Here is a 17,573-nt window from a genome sequence, read left to right as displayed (position 1 = left end):
GGTTCGTTTGTCCACTCGATAATTGGGCCAAGCAAGATCGACCGGTTCTGAACGTAACGCATGGCCGGAAGTGCGACGAAGGTCGCCGTTGGCGCCGTGACTCCAATTTGCCGCGACTGTTGCGGAACGCTACCGGTCTTTGCTACCGAAACCGACACGTTTTCGCTGCACGCCCTGATGGTCTGGGCGGATCTTTGACTGTGTTTGGCCTGAGCAGTTTGGTGCTGGAGAGCATTCCGTTGGCATTTCGATTTATTCATACGGCCGATATTCACCTCGACTCACCGCTGCGTTCGCTCGCTTTGCGCAATGCCGACCTCGCCGATCTCATCGGAGATGCTAGCCGACAGGCATTTACCGCAATCGTGGATCTTTGCCTTGCGGAACGTGTCGACGCGCTTGTGATCGCCGGCGACCTCTATGACGGCGACCAGACTTCGATGAAGACGGCGCGCTTTCTGGCATCCCAGATGAGGCGTCTCCAGGAGGCCAGTGTCAGGGTCTATATGATCCGCGGCAATCATGACGCCATGTCGCGGATTACGAAGCAGCTCGTGTTGCCCGACACAGTGACCACTTTTGGCGGTCGCTGCCAATCCGTGATCCAGTCTGGCGTGGGAGTGGACGTTGCGTTCCATGGGCTGAGCTTCGCCAGTCCGAAGGCGCCCGAAAGCCTGCTGCCTAAATACGCAGGTCCACAGGAGGGAGTTGCCAACATCGGCATCATGCACACGAGCCTGTCCGGCTCCCTAAGCCACGATGTTTATGCACCTTGCAGTGTCGCGGACCTGCACGGTCACGGTTTTGACTATTGGGCGCTTGGCCATATCCACGTTCGCCAGGTCTATTCCGGCGTGAGCACGCTGGTAATGCCCGGGATCCCTCAGGGTAGGGACATTAACGAGGCGGGCGAGAAGTCGGTCACGCTGGTCACCATTCGCGACGATCGCTCCGTCGAGATCGAGGAGCGGCCCACCAGTGTCGCGCAGTTCGAGCGGGTGAGCGTCGATCTGACCGGGACGTCCGAATGGAGCGAGGCCATCGTCCGCATCCGAGCAGGACTGGAGCGATCCCGCGAGGCGGCCGGGTCGCGCTACCTTGTTGCCCGCCTTGGGCTGGTCGGCACGTCTGCCCTTTCATGGTCGCTGATGCGCGATCGGGACCTGGCAGTCGCAGAAGCCGAACAGGCAGCGGAACAGGTGGGGGACACCTGGGTGGAGAAGCTGGAGCTTGATCTTTCGACGCCCGCTGCCAGAGATCCGGGAAATATTGTGGATCCAACTTTGGAACTCGCGCAGTCCATGCGCGCCAATGCAAGCTCAGAAGCATTTCGATCCGAAGCGCGCGAATTCGTATTGAAGACCATCGCGGACCTGCCGCCCGATGCTCGGGGCTTCGCCGGCAAGGACGAAGCAGGGCTCGAACAGTTTCTCGACGATGTGCTTGCCGGAAGCGTTGACCTGGTCACGGCCCGGCTCAAGGCAGGTGCGACGCGATGAGATTGCGGCGCCTTGACCTGACCCGCTACGGCAAATTTACCGATAAGGCGATCGACTTCGGAGAGAAACCGGTTTCAGGCCCCGATCTCCACATTGTCTTCGGGCTGAACGAGGCTGGCAAGTCGACCGCGCTTTCCGCCTACCTTGATCTGCTCTTCGGCATCGAGGAGCGCAGCCGCTACAATTTCCTGCACGAATATAGCTCCATGCGCATCGGCGGGCTGCTCGAATTCGAGGCGCAGACGCTTGCCGTTTCACGCACCAAGAGTCGCAGCAACTCACTGCACGACGCCGAAGGCAGGCCGCTGAGCGAAATTGCCATTTTGGCGCACCTCGCGGGCTTGTCCCGCGAGGCCTACAGCAGCATGTTCTCGCTCGATGACGAGACGCTAGAAGCGGGCGGCAAGGCGATCCTCGAATCGCGCGGCGATCTCGGCAAGCTCCTTTTCACCGCCAGTGCTGGGCTTGGCCATGCCAGCGATGTCCTGGCCGCACTGGAGACCGAGGCCGACAGTCTTCATCGAAAACAGGCCCAGAGCACCGAAATCGCGTTGCTGAAGAAGCGGTTCGCGGAGCTCAAGTCCCGCAAGGAGGCGATCGACACGCTGGCTTCGACGTTCGAGGCGCTCGAGGCGGAACGGGTGGAAGCCCAAGAAAAGTATGACCGCAGCCTGGCTGAACGCGCGGTGTTGTCAGCGCGGCTGGCTACAATCGACCGATATGTGCGCGCCGCGCCGCTCCTGGCCGAGATAAAACGCAAGGCAAGCAGGCTGGCTGAGCTGCCTGACATGCCGTCTCCCCCCAGGACCTGGAGTGGCAGCGTCGCGGAATTGATCGATCAGGACGCGCAGCTTAGGACCCGTCTCCAGGCGAATGCCGATGAGATCGACCGGGCGAAGGCAAAGATAGAAGCAATCGCTGTCGACGACGCTGTGCTGGCGATTTCCGAGAAGGTGCGAGGACTAGCCGACCGCAAGGCGCGCTATGCGTCCGCGGGGATGGATCTGCCGACCCGCAGGATGGAAGTCCAGATGCTTGACCAGGTGGTGGTGAACTGTCTCGCCGCGCTCGGAAGATCGGCCGAACAGGATCCATCCCGGCTCATCCTGCCGGCCGTTGTGGTCGGCACGCTCCGCACTATGGTCGAACAACGCTCCGGCATCACGACCAGCCTGCGGATGGCCCGCGACGAAGCCGCTGCCGCGCTCCACGGGCTTAACGCTGCGCGAGGTCGCGTTGGCGAGGAGAGAGCGGTGCCCGAGCCCGCAAGAGCCAGGCTGATGGCAGCCGTGTCGGAGGCGAAGGCCAGTAGTCACGCACGCGAGATCAGAGAGGCTCGCGCGTTGGAGGACGAGCGGCAAACAAGGTTGGCCGACGCGATGCGGCGCCTTCGGCCTTGGTCGGGAGATGCGGACGCACTTTCGAAGATGCCGATCCCGCCATCCATGCAGATGGCTGGGTGGAAGACACTGGCCGCGGACCTTCAAAGGGAGAAGGCGGTTTTTTCGGAGCGCCTGGCTGAGCATGAACAAAGTCGGATCGTGACGTTGTCACGTCTAGCTGCTGCTCGCGCCTCGGTCGACATCGCCGACGATGACACAGCCGAAGCCATTCGCCGAGGGAGGGACGAGGCCTGGCGAAATCACCGGGCCGACCTCAAGGCCGAAACAGCAGCTATCTTTGCCGCAGCACTCGCAAAGGACGATCATGTCGGCGCGGCTCGATTGGCCCATGCGGGCGAGCTCGCGGATCTGCGCGCAATCAGGCAAAAGGTTGCCGAGGCCGAATCGGCAATTGAGCGCGTAAGCAGCCAAATCGCGGGAGTGGCCAGGCGCGCAGAAACGGCATCCGCCGAAATCAGGCGAATGTCTGGCGCCTTGCTTGAGGATTGCGAGGCCCAGTCGCTCGACCTCCTGATCGGACTTCTCGAGGATCGCCTCTCCGCGCGCGCCGACGCCCTTGCCGCCTGGGACGACATCCTGCTCGCACGCGCAAGGATTGAACGGGCAAAGGCCGAAGGAGAGCGGATCCGTCTCGGATTGGCCTCGGCCCTTCGAAGCGTTGGAATTCAGCCGGAAGCTGTGGAGGCCTTGGAGGCAATGGTGGTCACCGCCGACCGATTTCTGGAGAGGCAGGCAAAGGTCGACGCGGAACGAGCGGAAGCGTTGAGGAGCGTCGCGGCGAAGGAAGAGGAGCTCGCCGCTAGGCAGCTCGCGGTTGAAATTGCAGAGCGGCGAGAGAGTGCATGGCAGGCCGAGGTCAAGGAAACGCTTAAGGGGAGCTGGCTCGAAGAAGGCATCGCCGGGACTGGAATTGGCAGCGTGCTCGATCAGTTGTCGGAGCTGTCAAAGGCCCTACAGGATCGTGAGGCCATGCGTATCCGCATAAGCAAGATGGAGACGGACAGGACTGCATTTGCTGAAGAGGTGGCCTGCCTTGGTGCGCAAGTCGGCGAGCGTGCAATGGACGACGCGCCAGAACAGGTGAGCGTCGGGCTGACTGAGCGTCTGGAGCAAGCCGAGCGTGCCCGTGAGGCGAAGGCAAATCTCCTCCTTGACGTTCAAAAGTTGCACGAGCTTCGAGAGGCACTGAACGCTGAGGTCGCGGCAAATGACACCACAAAGCAGGAGGTGCTCGGTGCCTTTGGGGTAGGAACTCTGCCGGAGGTCGCAGAGCGCGATCAACAGCTTCGCGAGCGAGACGGTCTGCACAGTGCCGTGGTCGAGCTTGAGGAAAGACTGACGAGCGAGCTCGCTCTCGACGATTTCGCCCAGGCGCGATTCTTGCTGGAAGGCCTCGATCTCGATGGGCTCACTATTGAAAAGGCCGAAGTCAAGCGTCGCCTCGCCGACGTCGATGAATCACTGCAACAGCAGCTCGTCCGGCGTACCCGCGCGACTGACAAGATCGATGCGATCGGCGGCGACAGCGCAGTTGCCCGGATCGATGCCGAGCGCCGCACCGTCCTTCTCGACATCGAGGAGAAGGCTGCCCGGTACATCGAATTGAAACTTGGGGTGATGTCGGCCGCGAGCGCGCTTCGGGTCTACCGCGAACGTCACCGCTCTGGAATGATGAACGAGGCCTCCGACGCCTTCGCACTGATCACGAGAGGCCAGTACACGGGGTTGACGACCCAGCCGGTAAAGGGCGGCGAGGTCCTCATCGCGACACAGCGGGATGGCCAGTCGAAGGTCGCAGATGCTTTGTCAAAAGGCGCGCGTTTTCAGCTCTATCTGGCTCTACGCCTCGCCGGATATTACGAGTTTGCCAACCTCAGGCCGTCTGTTCCGTTCATCGCAGACGACATCATGGAAACGTTCGATCATCTCAGGTCGGAGGAAGTTTTCCGCCTGTTCGGCAAGATGGCCACTGTGGGCCAGGTAATCTACCTCACGCATCATCAGCACCTGTGCGAGATCGCCAAGACGGTGGTCCCCGACGCAATGATCCACGAGCTCGGGTAATTCCCGCTGGTTTCATTGTTGCCCCGTCTCGCGAGGCAAGTCGCATTGTCAACAACCGCTTTGCGCCTCATGTCTGCCGCACAAATCAGCTTTGCTGCTGCCTGAAACCCGACATAGGCCGGTGACCACGCTGAAGGTCGCGTCGACACCATCGACGGACTGTCCCCGAGCAGCTGCTCCCAAGAAGCAGGTGTCGCGAGAAACTTGATCCTACTAGTCGGCAATTTTAGACTTCATCGATTCCCATTGTCGTCGACAACTATACACAACGCTGCTTATATGGTGAGAAAAATGCTTTGATAGTGGGGGGCAAATGGCACGTCGCAAGGGGCAGACTGGATTTCTTTCGACCTACACCGTTGACGATAGTTATTTGCTGAAACCCGATCGTACGCGCGGTAGGCCAGGAATGTTACGCGGGCGAAGTCCTTCCGCGATCGACGTACTCATAAAATTCTGGCCTCGCCAGAAAGGCCAGGATGACCAGGATCTAGAGTTGATCTGGCGAAGCGAGATCCGCCAACTTCAGCGTCTAGCGGCGTTGCCGCGCGCTGACGACTTATTTGTACGTATGGTTGGCAGTGGCAAGGATAACGACGGCTTCTACCTTGTTCTCGATCCTGGTTTGGCAAGTCCGTTGGAGATATTTCTTGCGGCCACGCGAAAGCATGAACTCCTGGCACAAGTTCGTCAGGCCCGCGCCCGACGTATTATGTGGGGCAACATCAGGCGGTTAGTCGAGGCGCTTGAACTACTGCATTCTCAGGGCGCTATACACCGCAATCTCGACCCTTGGGCCGTCATCACTTCCCTTGGCGACGAGCCAGATTTTCGGATAACGGGGTTTGAGTGGTCGATGCGCATTGCGGCAGTCGACGCCAACGAAACCAAAAGAATTAAAGCTCCTCGTGTCGACGATTCCTATTCGTTCGCACGCGACTGGAGAGACTTGGCCCATCTGGCCGGACTTGTACTGGACATTCCGAATGCGCCATTGGCCGATCTGAGGATCGTACCCTCGCGCGTCGCGGAACACGCATCGGCCACGGAAATCAGACTTCTCCGATCAATGCTTGGTCTCGAGCCGGTCGAGCGGCTCGACGGCGAGTTCATACTGAAGCGCATAGACGAGATCATTGACAGCATTTCGGCTGAGGCCGCAGGCAGGGATGCTCGGCTGTGCTTGGCTGTTCGTGTTGGGACGGGCAGTCCCCTTTCGGCGGGGATCCGCAGCGCATCCGGGAACGAAATCGAGATCACCGACGAGATACAGCAAATTCGCTTTATGCTTGATGATTTAGGACGCCACGGACAATTGGTGGCCGTTCGAGACAACAGCGCCCCAGAAGCGAGGTTCGTCCTCGTGGGCAACCGGCTGACCTACAGACTGGCTCCCTATCGTCGGCCCGGATCTGCGGAAAGCGGCAATTGGGAATTCGCGTACTGCGAGCGCGCCGATGTCGATCCACCCCATCCGGCAACGATTGTCGGCGATACCGCAATCGATAGTGACGCCCTCGACATTGTGCGCAACGTCGACGCCACTCAATCTTTCCCTCGTCGTCGCGGCAAAGTCCAACGTTGGGACGACTACACACGAAGAACGATTGCCGCGCTTGCGCGCAAGTCCGACCTTGAGCGGATGCACCAGTCCTTTGCGCTACTGCTGATCCTCGAGATGGCATATGCTGCAGCTGATTTCTTTCCCGTGGAAATTTTCTCCAGGAGCAACGCGGGGCGGTCTGATCAGCAGGCCATTCGGCTCGTCTCCCGCCACGATGCCGATCGGGCGAAGTTGTCAACCTCACTTGGATTAGAAGCTCCGGCCGTCCGTTTGACGAAGATGCTCAACAATGAGGAAATGCGTGAAGATGGTGCATGGACGCTAACGGAACCCGGTATGTTGGGCGAGCGCTCGACGCCGACAACAAGCTGGCGCTTTGTGGAGCTCGAAGATGTCAACGACATCGAGTGTATGAAATTCGAAGGGACCGCGCTTCCTCAGCACCGATCTACGGCCTACCTGGCGCCTAGCGAAATGATCGGAAGGATCGCGCAATTCAAGCGCCGTTTGAAGGCGCTTGGAGCCCTGGGTGAGCACGGAGAACTCCTCCGGATGCTCGCAGATCAACGGCACCGTATCGAGGACAGTCAGGACCCTCTGGACGAGACATCGTCTGCATTCCAAGACCTGGACAGTTCAAAGCAGCAGGCGCTTCGTGAAATCCTTTCCGTCATTCCGCTCTTCCTTCTCCAGGGTCCTCCGGGTGTGGGCAAGACATATCTGGTTGGCGATCTCGTGAGGCGACGGTTTGACGATGAGCCGATCACCAGAATTTTACTGTCGGCTCAAAGTAATTCCGCGATCGACCATCTCATGAGCGAGGTTCAGACGACGTTTGCCGACGTCAGTTCCGATGAGCGCCCTCTAATGGTCCGCGCGAGATCGGCCGATGATGACGAGGCGTCAGGAGAACTCGAAATAGATGTCCAGGCTGGCAAACTCCTGCAGGACTTGGCAGGCAGCGAGCTTGTCGAGGAGGCAGCGCCGAACCTAACTGCACGCGTCCGGTCCCTGGCCGAAATGCGTACGAGCGGAGGCGCCCGCCGCATAAGTTCAACAGGCGGCCGTCGCATGTCGGCTGAATTGCGCGCTTTCGAAGGCATGATCCTGCGTGCCGCGAACCTTGTATTCGCGACGACGAATTCCGCGGCGGTCGAGCGTCTCATCGAGGAACGAAGTTTGTTCGACTGGACGATCATTGAGGAAGCGGGAAAGGCAACCGGAGGAGAACTGCTTTCTCCTTTGCTTCTGTCTCACCGCCGTCTCATGATCGGCGACCACAAGCAGCTTCCACCCTTCGACCTCGACACGATCACGAAGCTGCTATCATCCACGGAGAACGTTAAAAATGCTGTTTCGCTGGTTGATGATCTGGTCTCCCGGTACCTGAAGGACCCTGGCATTGACGAGATCTTTCGCGAAATAGAAAAGGCCGATGACGATTTTGGGCGGTCATGCGCGGATGCGTTGGCTGTCCTTACGCTGTTCGAGACCTTCGTGGAGAGAGAGTTCGCCCGTCAAAAGAAACGTGACCAGGGTCCTCGCATCGCACGGCGGCTGAACGAACAGTATCGGATGCACCCCGCTATCGCTCAGATAGTCTCGCGTTGCTTCTATGACGGCGAACTGAAGACAAATCCAAAGCAGGAAAGGAAATTCTTAAGCTCGACGGCACCCATTCTATCGGCGGACGCAACACGGCTACCTGACGCTCCTGTGGTCTTCATCGATATGCCCTACGTCCGCGAGGAGCGTCCAGGCGGGCGCGGCGGAGAAAAGCTTCCTCCATGGTCGAATCCCGACGAGGTGCACGCCGCGATGTTAGCGCTGGAACTGCTGCAGTCGAGATCTGACACCCACAAACCCTCGCTTGCGGTGCTTTCTCCATATTGGCAGCAGGTCAATCGAATCGCAGCGCAGATCGCGAAGAGGCGGGATGGGACGCTCGCACATCTACAGCATTTTGTGCCAGCGATCGGCGATCAGGAATTCTGCGGAACAGTTGACTCATTCCAAGGTGGAGAAGCCGATGCGGTAATCGTTTCGTTGGTTCGCAACAACCACCACTCGACCGCTGCCAGAGCGCTGGGCTTTCTTCGGGACAACCGGAGGATGAACGTCCTCCTGAGCCGAGCGAAGTGGCGTCTAGTCTTGATCGGCAGTTTGTCGTTCTACAGGAACATAGCAAAACTCTCTGAGAAGCTACCCGACCAGGACATCGGCTTCCTAAGCGAATTTCTCCGGGTGCTGGAAGAACAAGCCGTCTCAAAACAGGCCGAAATCGTGCCTTGGACTACACTTCGTGGAGGCGCAGTATGAGAGCGGTCCAAGTCGTTTTCCCGGTACTTCGCGGGACGCGTCGCTTCATCATCGAAAAGGGCCGAAGGTGGAGCGTCATCGAGCATCTTCTTTTGGATGCGCTCTGCCGTGAACAGGCGTCTGCGGCTGATCTTGCAGCAAAGTCGAAATTGCCACGACGCGTTGTTGTCGAAGCTTTTATTCGCTTGATGCGTGCGGGCTGGGCGGAAATTGTCACGACACCGAAGGGGCCAAAGTTCCGAGCGACACACGCGGGCCTCGCACGCGCCAAGCATGACCAGCTGCCCGCCGCAACTTTAACAGAGCCGAGATGGCGCGGGTTCGCCATCGAACAAGTGACGGGGGGCGTGTTCCGAAGCCGAGAGTTGGACCTACGTCACCATAGTCGGCTTCCCGTTACGACTGACGATCAGCTTGTCGTGCAACTATCTGGCTCGCCATTGCACTCAATGGGAGAGTTGGGCGAAGTATTCAGCGCGATCGAGGGGGAGGACGAGCTAATTGTCGGTGTCGACAGAGGGGCCGAACGATTGATTGAGCGCCATGCCGTCGTCACCGTTCGAGACTCTGCAGTCGAAGGCTTGCCATCGCGAGCATCAGCCGCGCTGCGGTTCCTGATCCTACAGAAGGCAAAGGAGGCCTTAGATGCAGCGGGGGCAGAAATTGCGGATTCTGGTGTGGTCGCTCCGTCGCCAATTTCCGTCGACCCAAATGATACGTCAGAGCCGTCGAACCGATACGACGGACTCTATGAATCGGGCGATCTGATCATCGACGCGGAAGCGCACGCGCAAGCGTTGGAGCGGGTGATCAAAGGCGCTTCGCAACGGCTGATTATTCATTCGACGTTTGTCACGGACGCTCGCGCTCAGGCAATCATGCCGAGCCTCCTACAGGCTGCCGGCAGGGGAGTGAAGGTCGATGTCTTATGGGGTCAGGATGACATCGGGAGTTCCACGAACTCGTCGCGGCTCGCCGCGGGAAAGCTTCAGGCGGCCGTAGCCGAAGCAGGGCGAACCGATCTCATCTCGGTCCATCCGTTTTCGACCAACTCACATGCCAAGATCGTTGTTGCTGACAACCAAAGGGGCAACTGGTTAGCCCTGCTGGGTTCTTGCAATTGGCTCGCCTCGGACTTCAAGAGTTTCGAGGCGTCGATGCGGCTGCGTGACCCGCTGATGGTCGGCGACTTGGTTCGCAAAATTGCAAGCCTATCCCTGGGCCGACCTGGCGTCTGGAACGATCTTGCGATCGAACTCACGGTGTTGGGCCGTCGGATACGAGAGCTGCCGCGCTCGAATGGGCGGCGGGTACCGATGCGTTTGCTATTCGGCTCAGACCATGCCGGTCTCGTGCTAGAGGCCCGTGACCGAGCGCGACAACGAATTTTTGCTTTAAGTCATCGCATTGGTATTGCGGCGCAACCTGTGGCTCTGCTTCCGACGCTCGCAGCTGTAAAAGCGAACGGTTTAGATGCGACCTTCTACTACGGTCGAACGACCGGGCCTCTAAGCGGTATTGGCGGTGCAGACCTTGCGCGCGAATTTGCCAAGGAGGGCTTGTCGATACTTCCGGTTCATCGGCCCCGCCTTCATGCTAAGGTGCTCGGGTGGGACGACGACGCGCTTGCGATAAGCAGTCTGAATTGGCTTTCCGCCGATCCTGCGGACTCGACACCTTATCGCGAAATCGGTGTTCTTGTTGAGGCACCGAGGATTGCCGACAATTTCTTTCGCCAGTTTGAACTCACCAAGGCGGGCCAAGAATAGCAGTTTGCCTCGGTTCCGAGGACCCCTGCGCTACTTTGTTCAGTGCCGCATTAGCTAAGAGTGGATCGGGCGAGGGAGCCCAATTTCTGAGTAACGTCACGACGATTCTTGGGCTCACCCAAGGTCCACTTCTTGAGATCCCATTCCCCAAGCTGCCAGTCTGCTGGCGGCCCCGTTCCAGCCATTGCCAATGATCACCGGAACTGCGGAATGGGGCAGGCCTATTGAAATCAAAAACACACGATGGCCTCTCAACGTTCGCGTTTTGTGCTTCTAAAGTCGCATAATTGGCAAACTGATATGGCGTTGAGAATTATCTGTCGTCGGCGTCCAGACTTATTTATCGTCAGCCGGACCGCTAAATGGCTCATATCCCACCGCTTTCGCCCGATTAGGTTAGCAATCCCTGGGGTAACAGGGTTACCAATATGCCCCGACCACAGTTAATTTCTAACTGGCGCTAAGGCGCTGTATTCTTTGAGCTAATTGCGATCTCGATTGGTAACCCAAGGCCATCCGTTACGCGGATTGGTAACCCATCAGCGACAGGTTTGGTAACCCTCATCGGGTGAGTGCCACGCGCCTCTCGGCGGATTCTTTTCAGTTCTGCTGCGGTTCGTTCCCGTCGCGGTGCGCATGGCTAGCCGGCACGAGGCGTGATACCCACGCTATGGATCAGATCGAAAGCCGTATCGGCATGCGTTTCGAGATCGGGCAGCCGACGCGCGAGGACTGCGTGAGGATAGGGGCCGAACACAACGTTGAGGGAGCCGATGCCTTTCAGGCAGTCGCCACCTACGGTCAGAACACCTCCCTCCGCGCGCTTTGCCACCTGCTTCAGAACTGCGCTGCCGCTGCCAGCGGCGACAGCAGCATTCGTCTTCCGCGGATCGAGACCACGCTTCGCGGCATGTCATGCGGCAGCGACGCGCTCAAGCTTCTGCACGAGCGCCGAAACGACTTCGCACAAGAGGTCGGCATCCCCGCTTAATTCCAGACAGATAATTCTCAACGCCACAGTGGAACGCGCCTTATCCGATCCGTGATCTCTGATCCCATTCGGGTCCCGACGCAGTCGGGGGCTGAGCTGTTTCGGCGTGATTCGCCACCGCTGTGATGGGCGCCATTTCGGCTGTCGCCTGTTCTGCGGCTTTTCATGCGATCTCGCAGCCACCGAAGCCGAACGACCAGCGCGCGCACCCAGCGCCAGGTAGTTTCGCGGAGACGCTAGGGCCACTACTATCGTCCATTCCGCGAGGACCCCGCTTACGCAGGGAGTCTCAAGTAGCGCCGGGGATCGACGCCTCTGCGGTCGCGCGGAATGCGGCGTGTGTAGTTTGAGTACCTCGAGTTCAGGCCGTCATTTCAGCAACGACGTGCGGAAGTGCTCCATGTTCTCTTCGACGCTTTCGCGGCTGAGGTCGCCTGTCTTCCTGTCGCGGATCATTTCGTACATGCGCTCATGCAGTCCGACCGCGCGCCACTTACCACTGACCTCCAAAGACTTCTGTACCCACGGCGCGACCATTTTCAGAACGAAGTCGGCGATCACCACGATCAGCGGGTTGCCGGCTGCCTTGTAGATGGCGCGATGGAAATCGAGGTCGGCCTTGAGGAGTTCCTCGATTGGCGAGTTCTCGTCGTCCGACAGTCTCTTCAAGCGGTCGATGCACTCCCTCATGACAGCGAGGTCAACGTCCGTGCGCCTCATCGAAGCGAGCTCCGAGCAGTTGCGGTCGAAAATGTATCGCAATTCCATCAGCATTTCGGGGGTCGAACTCTGGAGGTAAAGCTTGAACATGGCCAGCGGCATTGCCGGGAGGCCTTCGTCCTTGCGGATGTAATTGCCGAATCCGTGCCTGGTATCCACGATCCCCGATACCGCGAGCGTCTTGATCGCCTCCCTGATTGGTGTCCGGCTTATTCCAAGCTTCTGGGCCAGCTCCTTTTCGTTCGGAAGTTTGTCGCCGGGACTGAGGTTTCCATTGGCGATCTCGCCTGTGATGTAGTCGAGCGCAATATCCAATCTGCTGGGGATTTTCTTTGGATCAACGGACAGCATTCCTAGTCGCTCCGGTCCTAATTGAGGATGGTACGAGGTCATACCGCGTTTCGCCTTTTGCGACAAACACCCGACTACGGGCGGCCAGGGCATGCAGAATTTTCGCTGATTTGTCCCAGCCGCGTGGATGCCTTCGAATCGAACGGGAACATCAACCCCGCAGCAAGGAAGCCGCCGTCGACATTGAGCGTGTGCCCGGTGATGTAGGCTGCCTCATCGCTCGCCAGGAACACTGCCGCGTCCGCGATTTCTGAAGGCTCGCCGTAGCGGCGCTGCGGGACGAGCCGATGATACGCCTCCCGGGTTTCGACCGTGTGCATGACCTTTGACACCTCTGTGAGGATGGGGCCGGGCGCAATGTTGTTGACGTTGATCCCGGATTCAGCAAGCTCGACCGCCATCACCTTGGTGAGGAGTTCGACGCCGGCTTTCGATGCGCCATATGCCGAGCGCCCGACGCCTCCCTTCTGACCGGACAGGGAGGCGATATTGATGATCCTTCCGTATCCCTTCGCCGCCATGATCCGGGCAAACGCCTGCGCTACCAGGAATGTCCCGGTCAGGTTGATGCGAACGACGCGTTCGAATTCTTCTCTCGTGCTTTCGAGGAACAACGTGGTTGCACCAACGCCCGCGTTGTTGACCAGGATGTCGACGGTGCCGAACCGTTCGATAGTTTTCTCCACGATAGCTGCGACGTCCTCGTCGACAGAAATGTCGGCACGAACCGCCAACGCCTTTTCGCCCAGGCGCGCCGCAGCCTCGTCTGCCACGTTAACATCACGATCGACGATGACCACATTCGCCCCTTCGCGAACGTAAGCTTCCGCTACCGCGAGCCCGATCCCCCGTCCTGCGCCAGTCACCACTGCGGTCCGGTCCGAAAGTCTCATTTGCAGTCCTCCCTGGAAGAATAAGGTATAAGGTATGAGGTATGACCTTGACAGGGTTATGGGCTCCTTCTATGAGTCTTGTCAAGAGTGGAGCTTCGGTCGGGGTGAGGAGGTAGGTTTCCTCGACCGGGAGTGTGGGAGATTAGCGTGCCTTCAACTGCGAAGTTAAAAGCCGTGTTTTACGGCGATGATTTCACAGGTTCGTCAGAGAATCTGGCGCAGTTCCATCGGAACGGCGTCAAGGGCAAGCTATACTTGGCGCGTCCCGCGACGGAGAAGGTTGCCGCTGATGCCCAACGTTACGATGTACTCGGTTTCGCCGGCACCGCCCGGGCGCTGTCGGGAGTCGAGCTTGACGCCGAACTCGACAGCGCCTTCTCGATCATAGCCCGGCTGAACAACGCCTTCATTCAATACAAAATCTGTTCGACCTTCGACTCGTCGCCGACGGTCGGGAGTTATGGTCCCGTGCTCGACCGCGCCGCGATCCACTTTGGAAAACGTGACGTCCCCGTGCTCGCGGCCACACCCGACTTCGGACGCTACACCTGCTTCGGAAATCATTTCGCGCGCTTCGCAGACAGGATTGAGCGGCTAGACCGTCATCCCAGTATGTGCCGCCATCCTAAAACGCCGATGCACGAGGCCGATCTTCGCATGCATCTGGCCGGGCAGACGGACAAGGAGTTCGTCAACGTCACACTGCCCATGATCCACAACCGCGCCAAGATGGACGAATGGGTCTTCGAGTCTTTCCGGGGCGGAGCGGGAGTTATTTTCGATGGCGTCGAAAATGACGACCTGGCGGCGGTCGCGGATTTGTTGTGGGCGAGGGCTTCGACGCAGCCGATTTTCGCGCTTGCGGCTCAAGGCCTTGCCCAGCAGCTTGGCGCGCTCTGGGCTCGGTTGGGACTCCTGTCCAGATCCAAGCCCGTCAATACCGAGATCCCCGGGGTCGAGAAGCTGCTCGTATTGTCCGGCAGCTGCGCCCTTCAGACTGGACGCCAGATCGCTGCTGCGGAAGCTGCCGACTGGAAGATGGTTCATCTCGACGTCTCAAAGATCGCTTCAGGCGAGCAAGGTGCCGCGGCTGCGCGCGAAGCAGCTTTGAAGGCTGTTGAAGCTCTCCACCGCGGTCGCCCTACCGTCATCTACACCGCCCGTGGAGAGTCCGGCCGGGTGGTCGAGGTTCCAGCGGAGCGCCTTGGAGCGATCTACTGCGACATTGCCCGGACGGTGCGGCGCGCCGTGTCGCTGCCGCGGATCGTCTTTTCCGGCGGGGACAGCTCAAGCTACGCCGTCAGAACGGTCGGTGCGGAAGCTCTTGAGATCGCGGTTTTCGACGAAGTACAGAACTGCCACGTTTGCCGCCTTGACGCGCCCGGTGACGCCGAAATCGACGGCCTCGAAGTCATGCTCAAGGGAGGACAGATCGGTGCCGACGACTTCTTCATGCGCGCCCTGAGGGGCACCGTCGGTTCGGTCGCGGCGTAGGGAAGAGAAATGCATCAGAAGATCATTTTCGAAGCGCGGGTCAACGAGTACGCGCCGCGTACATCCAACCCCAACATCCCGTACACCGCCGATGAGATCGCGGAAGCCGCGGTCGCGGCCCGCAAGGCAGGTGCGGCGATCCTGCATTATCACGCGAGAACTCCGGATGGGGGGGCGACGAACACCGTCGAAGCCAATGCCGAAATCATCCGCAAAGTCAGATCGGCCACCGATCTGCTCATCCTCCCAACCCTTGGCTTCATCTCCAATGATTCGGACGCCAAGAAGCGTATTGATACGGTGGCCACTCTGGCGCTGGATCCGGCAACGAAGCCCGACATTGCTCCGATCGATACAGGATCGGCGAACCTGGAGCTTTGGGACCCGGAGCGGGCCGCGTTCGAAAACCCGGACCGGCTCTATCTCAACACGACTGAAAGTCTGATGCATTATGCCCGGAGGTTGGCAGAAACTGGCGTCAAGCCAAAGCTAGTCACGTGGTCGGTCGGATTCACGCGGCGGGCGATCGCCCTAATGAATGCAGGCCTGGTCGCGGGGCCGGCCTACTTCCTGCTCCATCTGACCGGAGGACGCTACATCACCGGGCATCCGCCGACAGAGGCCGGATTGCTGGCGCACCTTGCGTTTCTGCCCGACGACAGGCCTATCGAATGGACGGTGAACTGCCTGGGGGGAAACCTGCTGGACATAGCGCCAGCGATTTGCCGACTGGGTGGCCACATGGCCATCGGCATCGGGGACTACCCGTATCGCGAGCTTGGAACGCCCACGAACGCGGATGTCATATCCCGTGCGGTCGAGATCGCCCAAAGAGTCGGACGCGAGCCCGCCACGCCTGCAGAGGCGCGGACGATCCTGGGATTGGACAGTAAGTAAACGATCCGATATGGCGCCGCTCGGCCAGTGGCGTATTTGTAGTCTTTCAAAGGTATGACGTCATATCATGGTTGAGGTGAACGCACAGCAGGAGCTCTTTGAAGGCGGGCAGATGCCGGCGGCTCGCATTCTTCTCCAGGCCGAAGGAGTCCAGAAGTCGTTCAACGGTGTACCCGCGCTGGTGGACGGAAGACTGACACTCAAAGCTGGCACGGTACACGCCCTCTGCGGCGGCAACGGTGCGGGCAAGAGTACGTTTCTGAACATAACGATGGGTCTGCTACGCCGCGACGGCGGTACGGTGCAAATCGACGGCGAACCGGTCGACTTCAAGAGCGCGGCGGACGCGCTGCGCCATGGCATCGCGATCATCACGCAGGAGCTTTCTCCGGTTCCGGAGATGACGGTCGCCGAGAACCTTTATCTTGGTCGTGAACCTAAGCGACTTGGGGTCTTCGTGAACTTCGCTCAAATGCGACGGGACGCCCAGGCATTCCTCGACGAACTGGGTTTCGAAGTCAACGCGCGCGCAAAGATGGGGGAACTGAGCCTCGCGCAGATTCAGCTCGTCGAGATCGCGAAGGCCCTGAGCTACCGCGCGCACATCGTCATCATGGACGAGCCCACTTCGGCAATCGGCGAACATGAAGTCCATGTTCTGTTCAACGCGCTCCGCAAGATTACCGCGCGCGGTTCCGCAATCATCTACGTCTCCCACAAGCTCACCGAAATCTTCGAGATCGCGGACGAATACACCGTTTTCCGCGACGGCCGCTTCATCGAGACGGGAAACATCAAGGACATCGATCGTCGCCACCTCGTGACACAGATCGTTGGTCGCGAAGTGAAACTGGTGGAGAAGGGTAAACCCCTTGAAGACGCACCGATCCTCCTTTCGGTGTCGAACTTGGCACGTGGATCACACTTCCGCGGCATTTCCCTGGAAGTCGCGTCTGGCGAGGTGGTGGGCATCTATGGGTTGCTTGGCTCCGGACGGACCGAGTTCTTAGAAACGATTTTTGGACTTCACTCTCCCACGAGCGGAGAGGTCATATTCAACGGCGACAAGGTGAGACCCGGCCGCCCCAAGGAAGCGATCAGGCGTGGGATGGCCATGGTGACGGAGGACCGCAAAGACAGCGGCCTCGTCCTCTCGGCGTCGATCGCCCACAATATCACGCTCTCGTCGCTCGCCCTGATGGCAGTCAGCGGCTTCATCCGCGGCGACAAGGAACGAAGCGCCGTGCGCGACATGATCGACTCACAGCGCATCAAGTCGGCGTCGCCCGACGTCACCGTCGAGACCTTGTCTGGTGGAAATCAACAGAAAGTCGTTCTGGCACGCTGTCTGCTGACCGACCCGCGGCTCTTGATCTGCGATGAGCCTACGCGCGGCATCGACGAAGGCTCGAAGCAGGAGATCTACGCGTTCCTGCGGGATTTCGCCGCAAAGGGCAATGGCGTTCTGGTGGTCTCCTCGGAGGCCCCCGAGATCATCCAGCTCAGCGACCGGATCGCAATCTTCAAACAGGGACAGCTCGTCAACATCATCGACGGTGCCGACGCAACACAACAGACGCTCATGGACCTGGCGAGCTGACCGATGCCT

At 59.4% G+C, this 17,573-nt stretch carries 10 protein-coding genes; 8 read left to right on the top strand and 2 right to left on the bottom strand.

The window, feature by feature from the left end:
• The first annotated feature begins 239 nt into the window (after positions 1 to 239).
• The 5 genes from AC04SF_RS29755 to AC04SF_RS29735 all read left to right on the top strand — a co-directional run bounded on the left by AC04SF_RS29755 (position 240) and on the right by AC04SF_RS29735 (position 11,609).
• Positions 240 to 1,499: a metallophosphoesterase family protein gene (locus tag AC04SF_RS29755; RefSeq protein ID WP_488480740.1), complete on the top strand. Its 1,260-nt coding sequence runs from the start codon at positions 240 to 242 to the stop codon at positions 1,497 to 1,499.
• Complete coding sequence (locus AC04SF_RS29750; RefSeq protein ID WP_488480680.1) at positions 1,496 to 4,966, top strand: ATP-binding protein; 3,471 nt, start codon at positions 1,496 to 1,498, stop codon at positions 4,964 to 4,966. Before AC04SF_RS29755 ends, AC04SF_RS29750 begins: the two co-directional genes overlap by 4 nt.
• Positions 4,967 to 5,279: 313 nt before the next feature.
• On the top strand, positions 5,280 to 8,849 hold the full coding sequence (locus AC04SF_RS29745; RefSeq protein ID WP_488480679.1) for an AAA domain-containing protein: 3,570 nt from the start codon (positions 5,280 to 5,282) through the stop codon (positions 8,847 to 8,849).
• The gene (locus tag AC04SF_RS29740) at positions 8,846 to 10,618 is read left to right on the top strand and encodes a phospholipase D-like domain-containing protein (RefSeq protein ID WP_488480678.1); all 1,773 of its coding nucleotides are present in this window, start codon (positions 8,846 to 8,848) and stop codon (positions 10,616 to 10,618) included. Before AC04SF_RS29745 ends, AC04SF_RS29740 begins: the two co-directional genes overlap by 4 nt.
• 670 nt (positions 10,619 to 11,288) lie before the next feature.
• Complete coding sequence (locus AC04SF_RS29735) at positions 11,289 to 11,609, top strand: hypothetical protein (RefSeq protein ID WP_488480677.1); 321 nt, start codon at positions 11,289 to 11,291, stop codon at positions 11,607 to 11,609.
• Positions 11,610 to 11,978: 369 nt separating this feature from the next.
• Here AC04SF_RS29735 and AC04SF_RS29730 read toward each other — a convergent pair whose 3' ends face one another.
• Together AC04SF_RS29730 and AC04SF_RS29725 are read right to left on the bottom strand one after the other, a co-directional pair.
• Positions 11,979 to 12,680, bottom strand: a complete 702-nt coding sequence (locus AC04SF_RS29730) for a FadR/GntR family transcriptional regulator (protein WP_488480676.1) — start codon at positions 12,678 to 12,680, stop codon at positions 11,979 to 11,981.
• Between the two features lie 74 nt (positions 12,681 to 12,754).
• Entirely contained in the window at positions 12,755 to 13,573 is an 819-nt protein-coding gene (locus tag AC04SF_RS29725) for an SDR family NAD(P)-dependent oxidoreductase (RefSeq protein ID WP_488480675.1), read from the bottom strand.
• Positions 13,574 to 13,720: 147 nt separating this feature from the next.
• Here AC04SF_RS29725 and AC04SF_RS29720 point away from each other — a divergent pair, with 147 nt between their 5' ends.
• From AC04SF_RS29720 to AC04SF_RS29710, 3 genes are all read left to right on the top strand, one after another.
• Positions 13,721 to 15,067, top strand: a complete 1,347-nt coding sequence (locus AC04SF_RS29720; RefSeq protein WP_488480674.1) for a four-carbon acid sugar kinase family protein — start codon at positions 13,721 to 13,723, stop codon at positions 15,065 to 15,067.
• Between the two features lie 9 nt (positions 15,068 to 15,076).
• A complete protein-coding gene (locus AC04SF_RS29715) occupies positions 15,077 to 15,964 on the top strand; it encodes a beta-keto acid cleavage family enzyme (RefSeq protein ID WP_488480673.1) in 888 nt (295 codons plus the stop codon).
• Positions 15,965 to 16,031: 67 nt separating this feature from the next.
• A complete protein-coding gene (locus AC04SF_RS29710) occupies positions 16,032 to 17,564 on the top strand; it encodes a sugar ABC transporter ATP-binding protein (RefSeq protein WP_488480672.1) in 1,533 nt (510 codons plus the stop codon).
• Positions 17,565 to 17,573: the final 9 nt, after the last annotated feature.

The organism is Mesorhizobium sp. CNPSo 4671 (assembly GCF_057784245.1).
Note: the sequence above shows the minus strand (reverse complement) of the source record. Positions and strands in the feature narration are given on the sequence as shown.

Excerpts from the sequence above, each read along its gene's own strand:
- AC04SF_RS29715 (WP_488480673.1), top strand. The coding sequence starts at position 15,077 with ATGCATCAGAAGATCATTTTCGAAGCGCGGGTCAACGAGTACGCGCCG.
- AC04SF_RS29730 (WP_488480676.1), bottom strand. The coding sequence starts at position 12,680 with ATGCTGTCCGTTGATCCAAAGAAAATCCCCAGCAGATTGGATATTGCG.
- AC04SF_RS29725 (WP_488480675.1), bottom strand. The coding sequence starts at position 13,573 with ATGAGACTTTCGGACCGGACCGCAGTGGTGACTGGCGCAGGACGGGGG.
- AC04SF_RS29710 (WP_488480672.1), top strand. The coding sequence starts at position 16,032 with ATGGTTGAGGTGAACGCACAGCAGGAGCTCTTTGAAGGCGGGCAGATG.
- AC04SF_RS29750 (WP_488480680.1), top strand. The coding sequence starts at position 1,496 with ATGAGATTGCGGCGCCTTGACCTGACCCGCTACGGCAAATTTACCGAT.
- AC04SF_RS29740 (WP_488480678.1), top strand. The coding sequence starts at position 8,846 with ATGAGAGCGGTCCAAGTCGTTTTCCCGGTACTTCGCGGGACGCGTCGC.
- AC04SF_RS29735 (WP_488480677.1), top strand. The coding sequence starts at position 11,289 with ATGGATCAGATCGAAAGCCGTATCGGCATGCGTTTCGAGATCGGGCAG.
- AC04SF_RS29745 (WP_488480679.1), top strand. The coding sequence starts at position 5,280 with ATGGCACGTCGCAAGGGGCAGACTGGATTTCTTTCGACCTACACCGTT.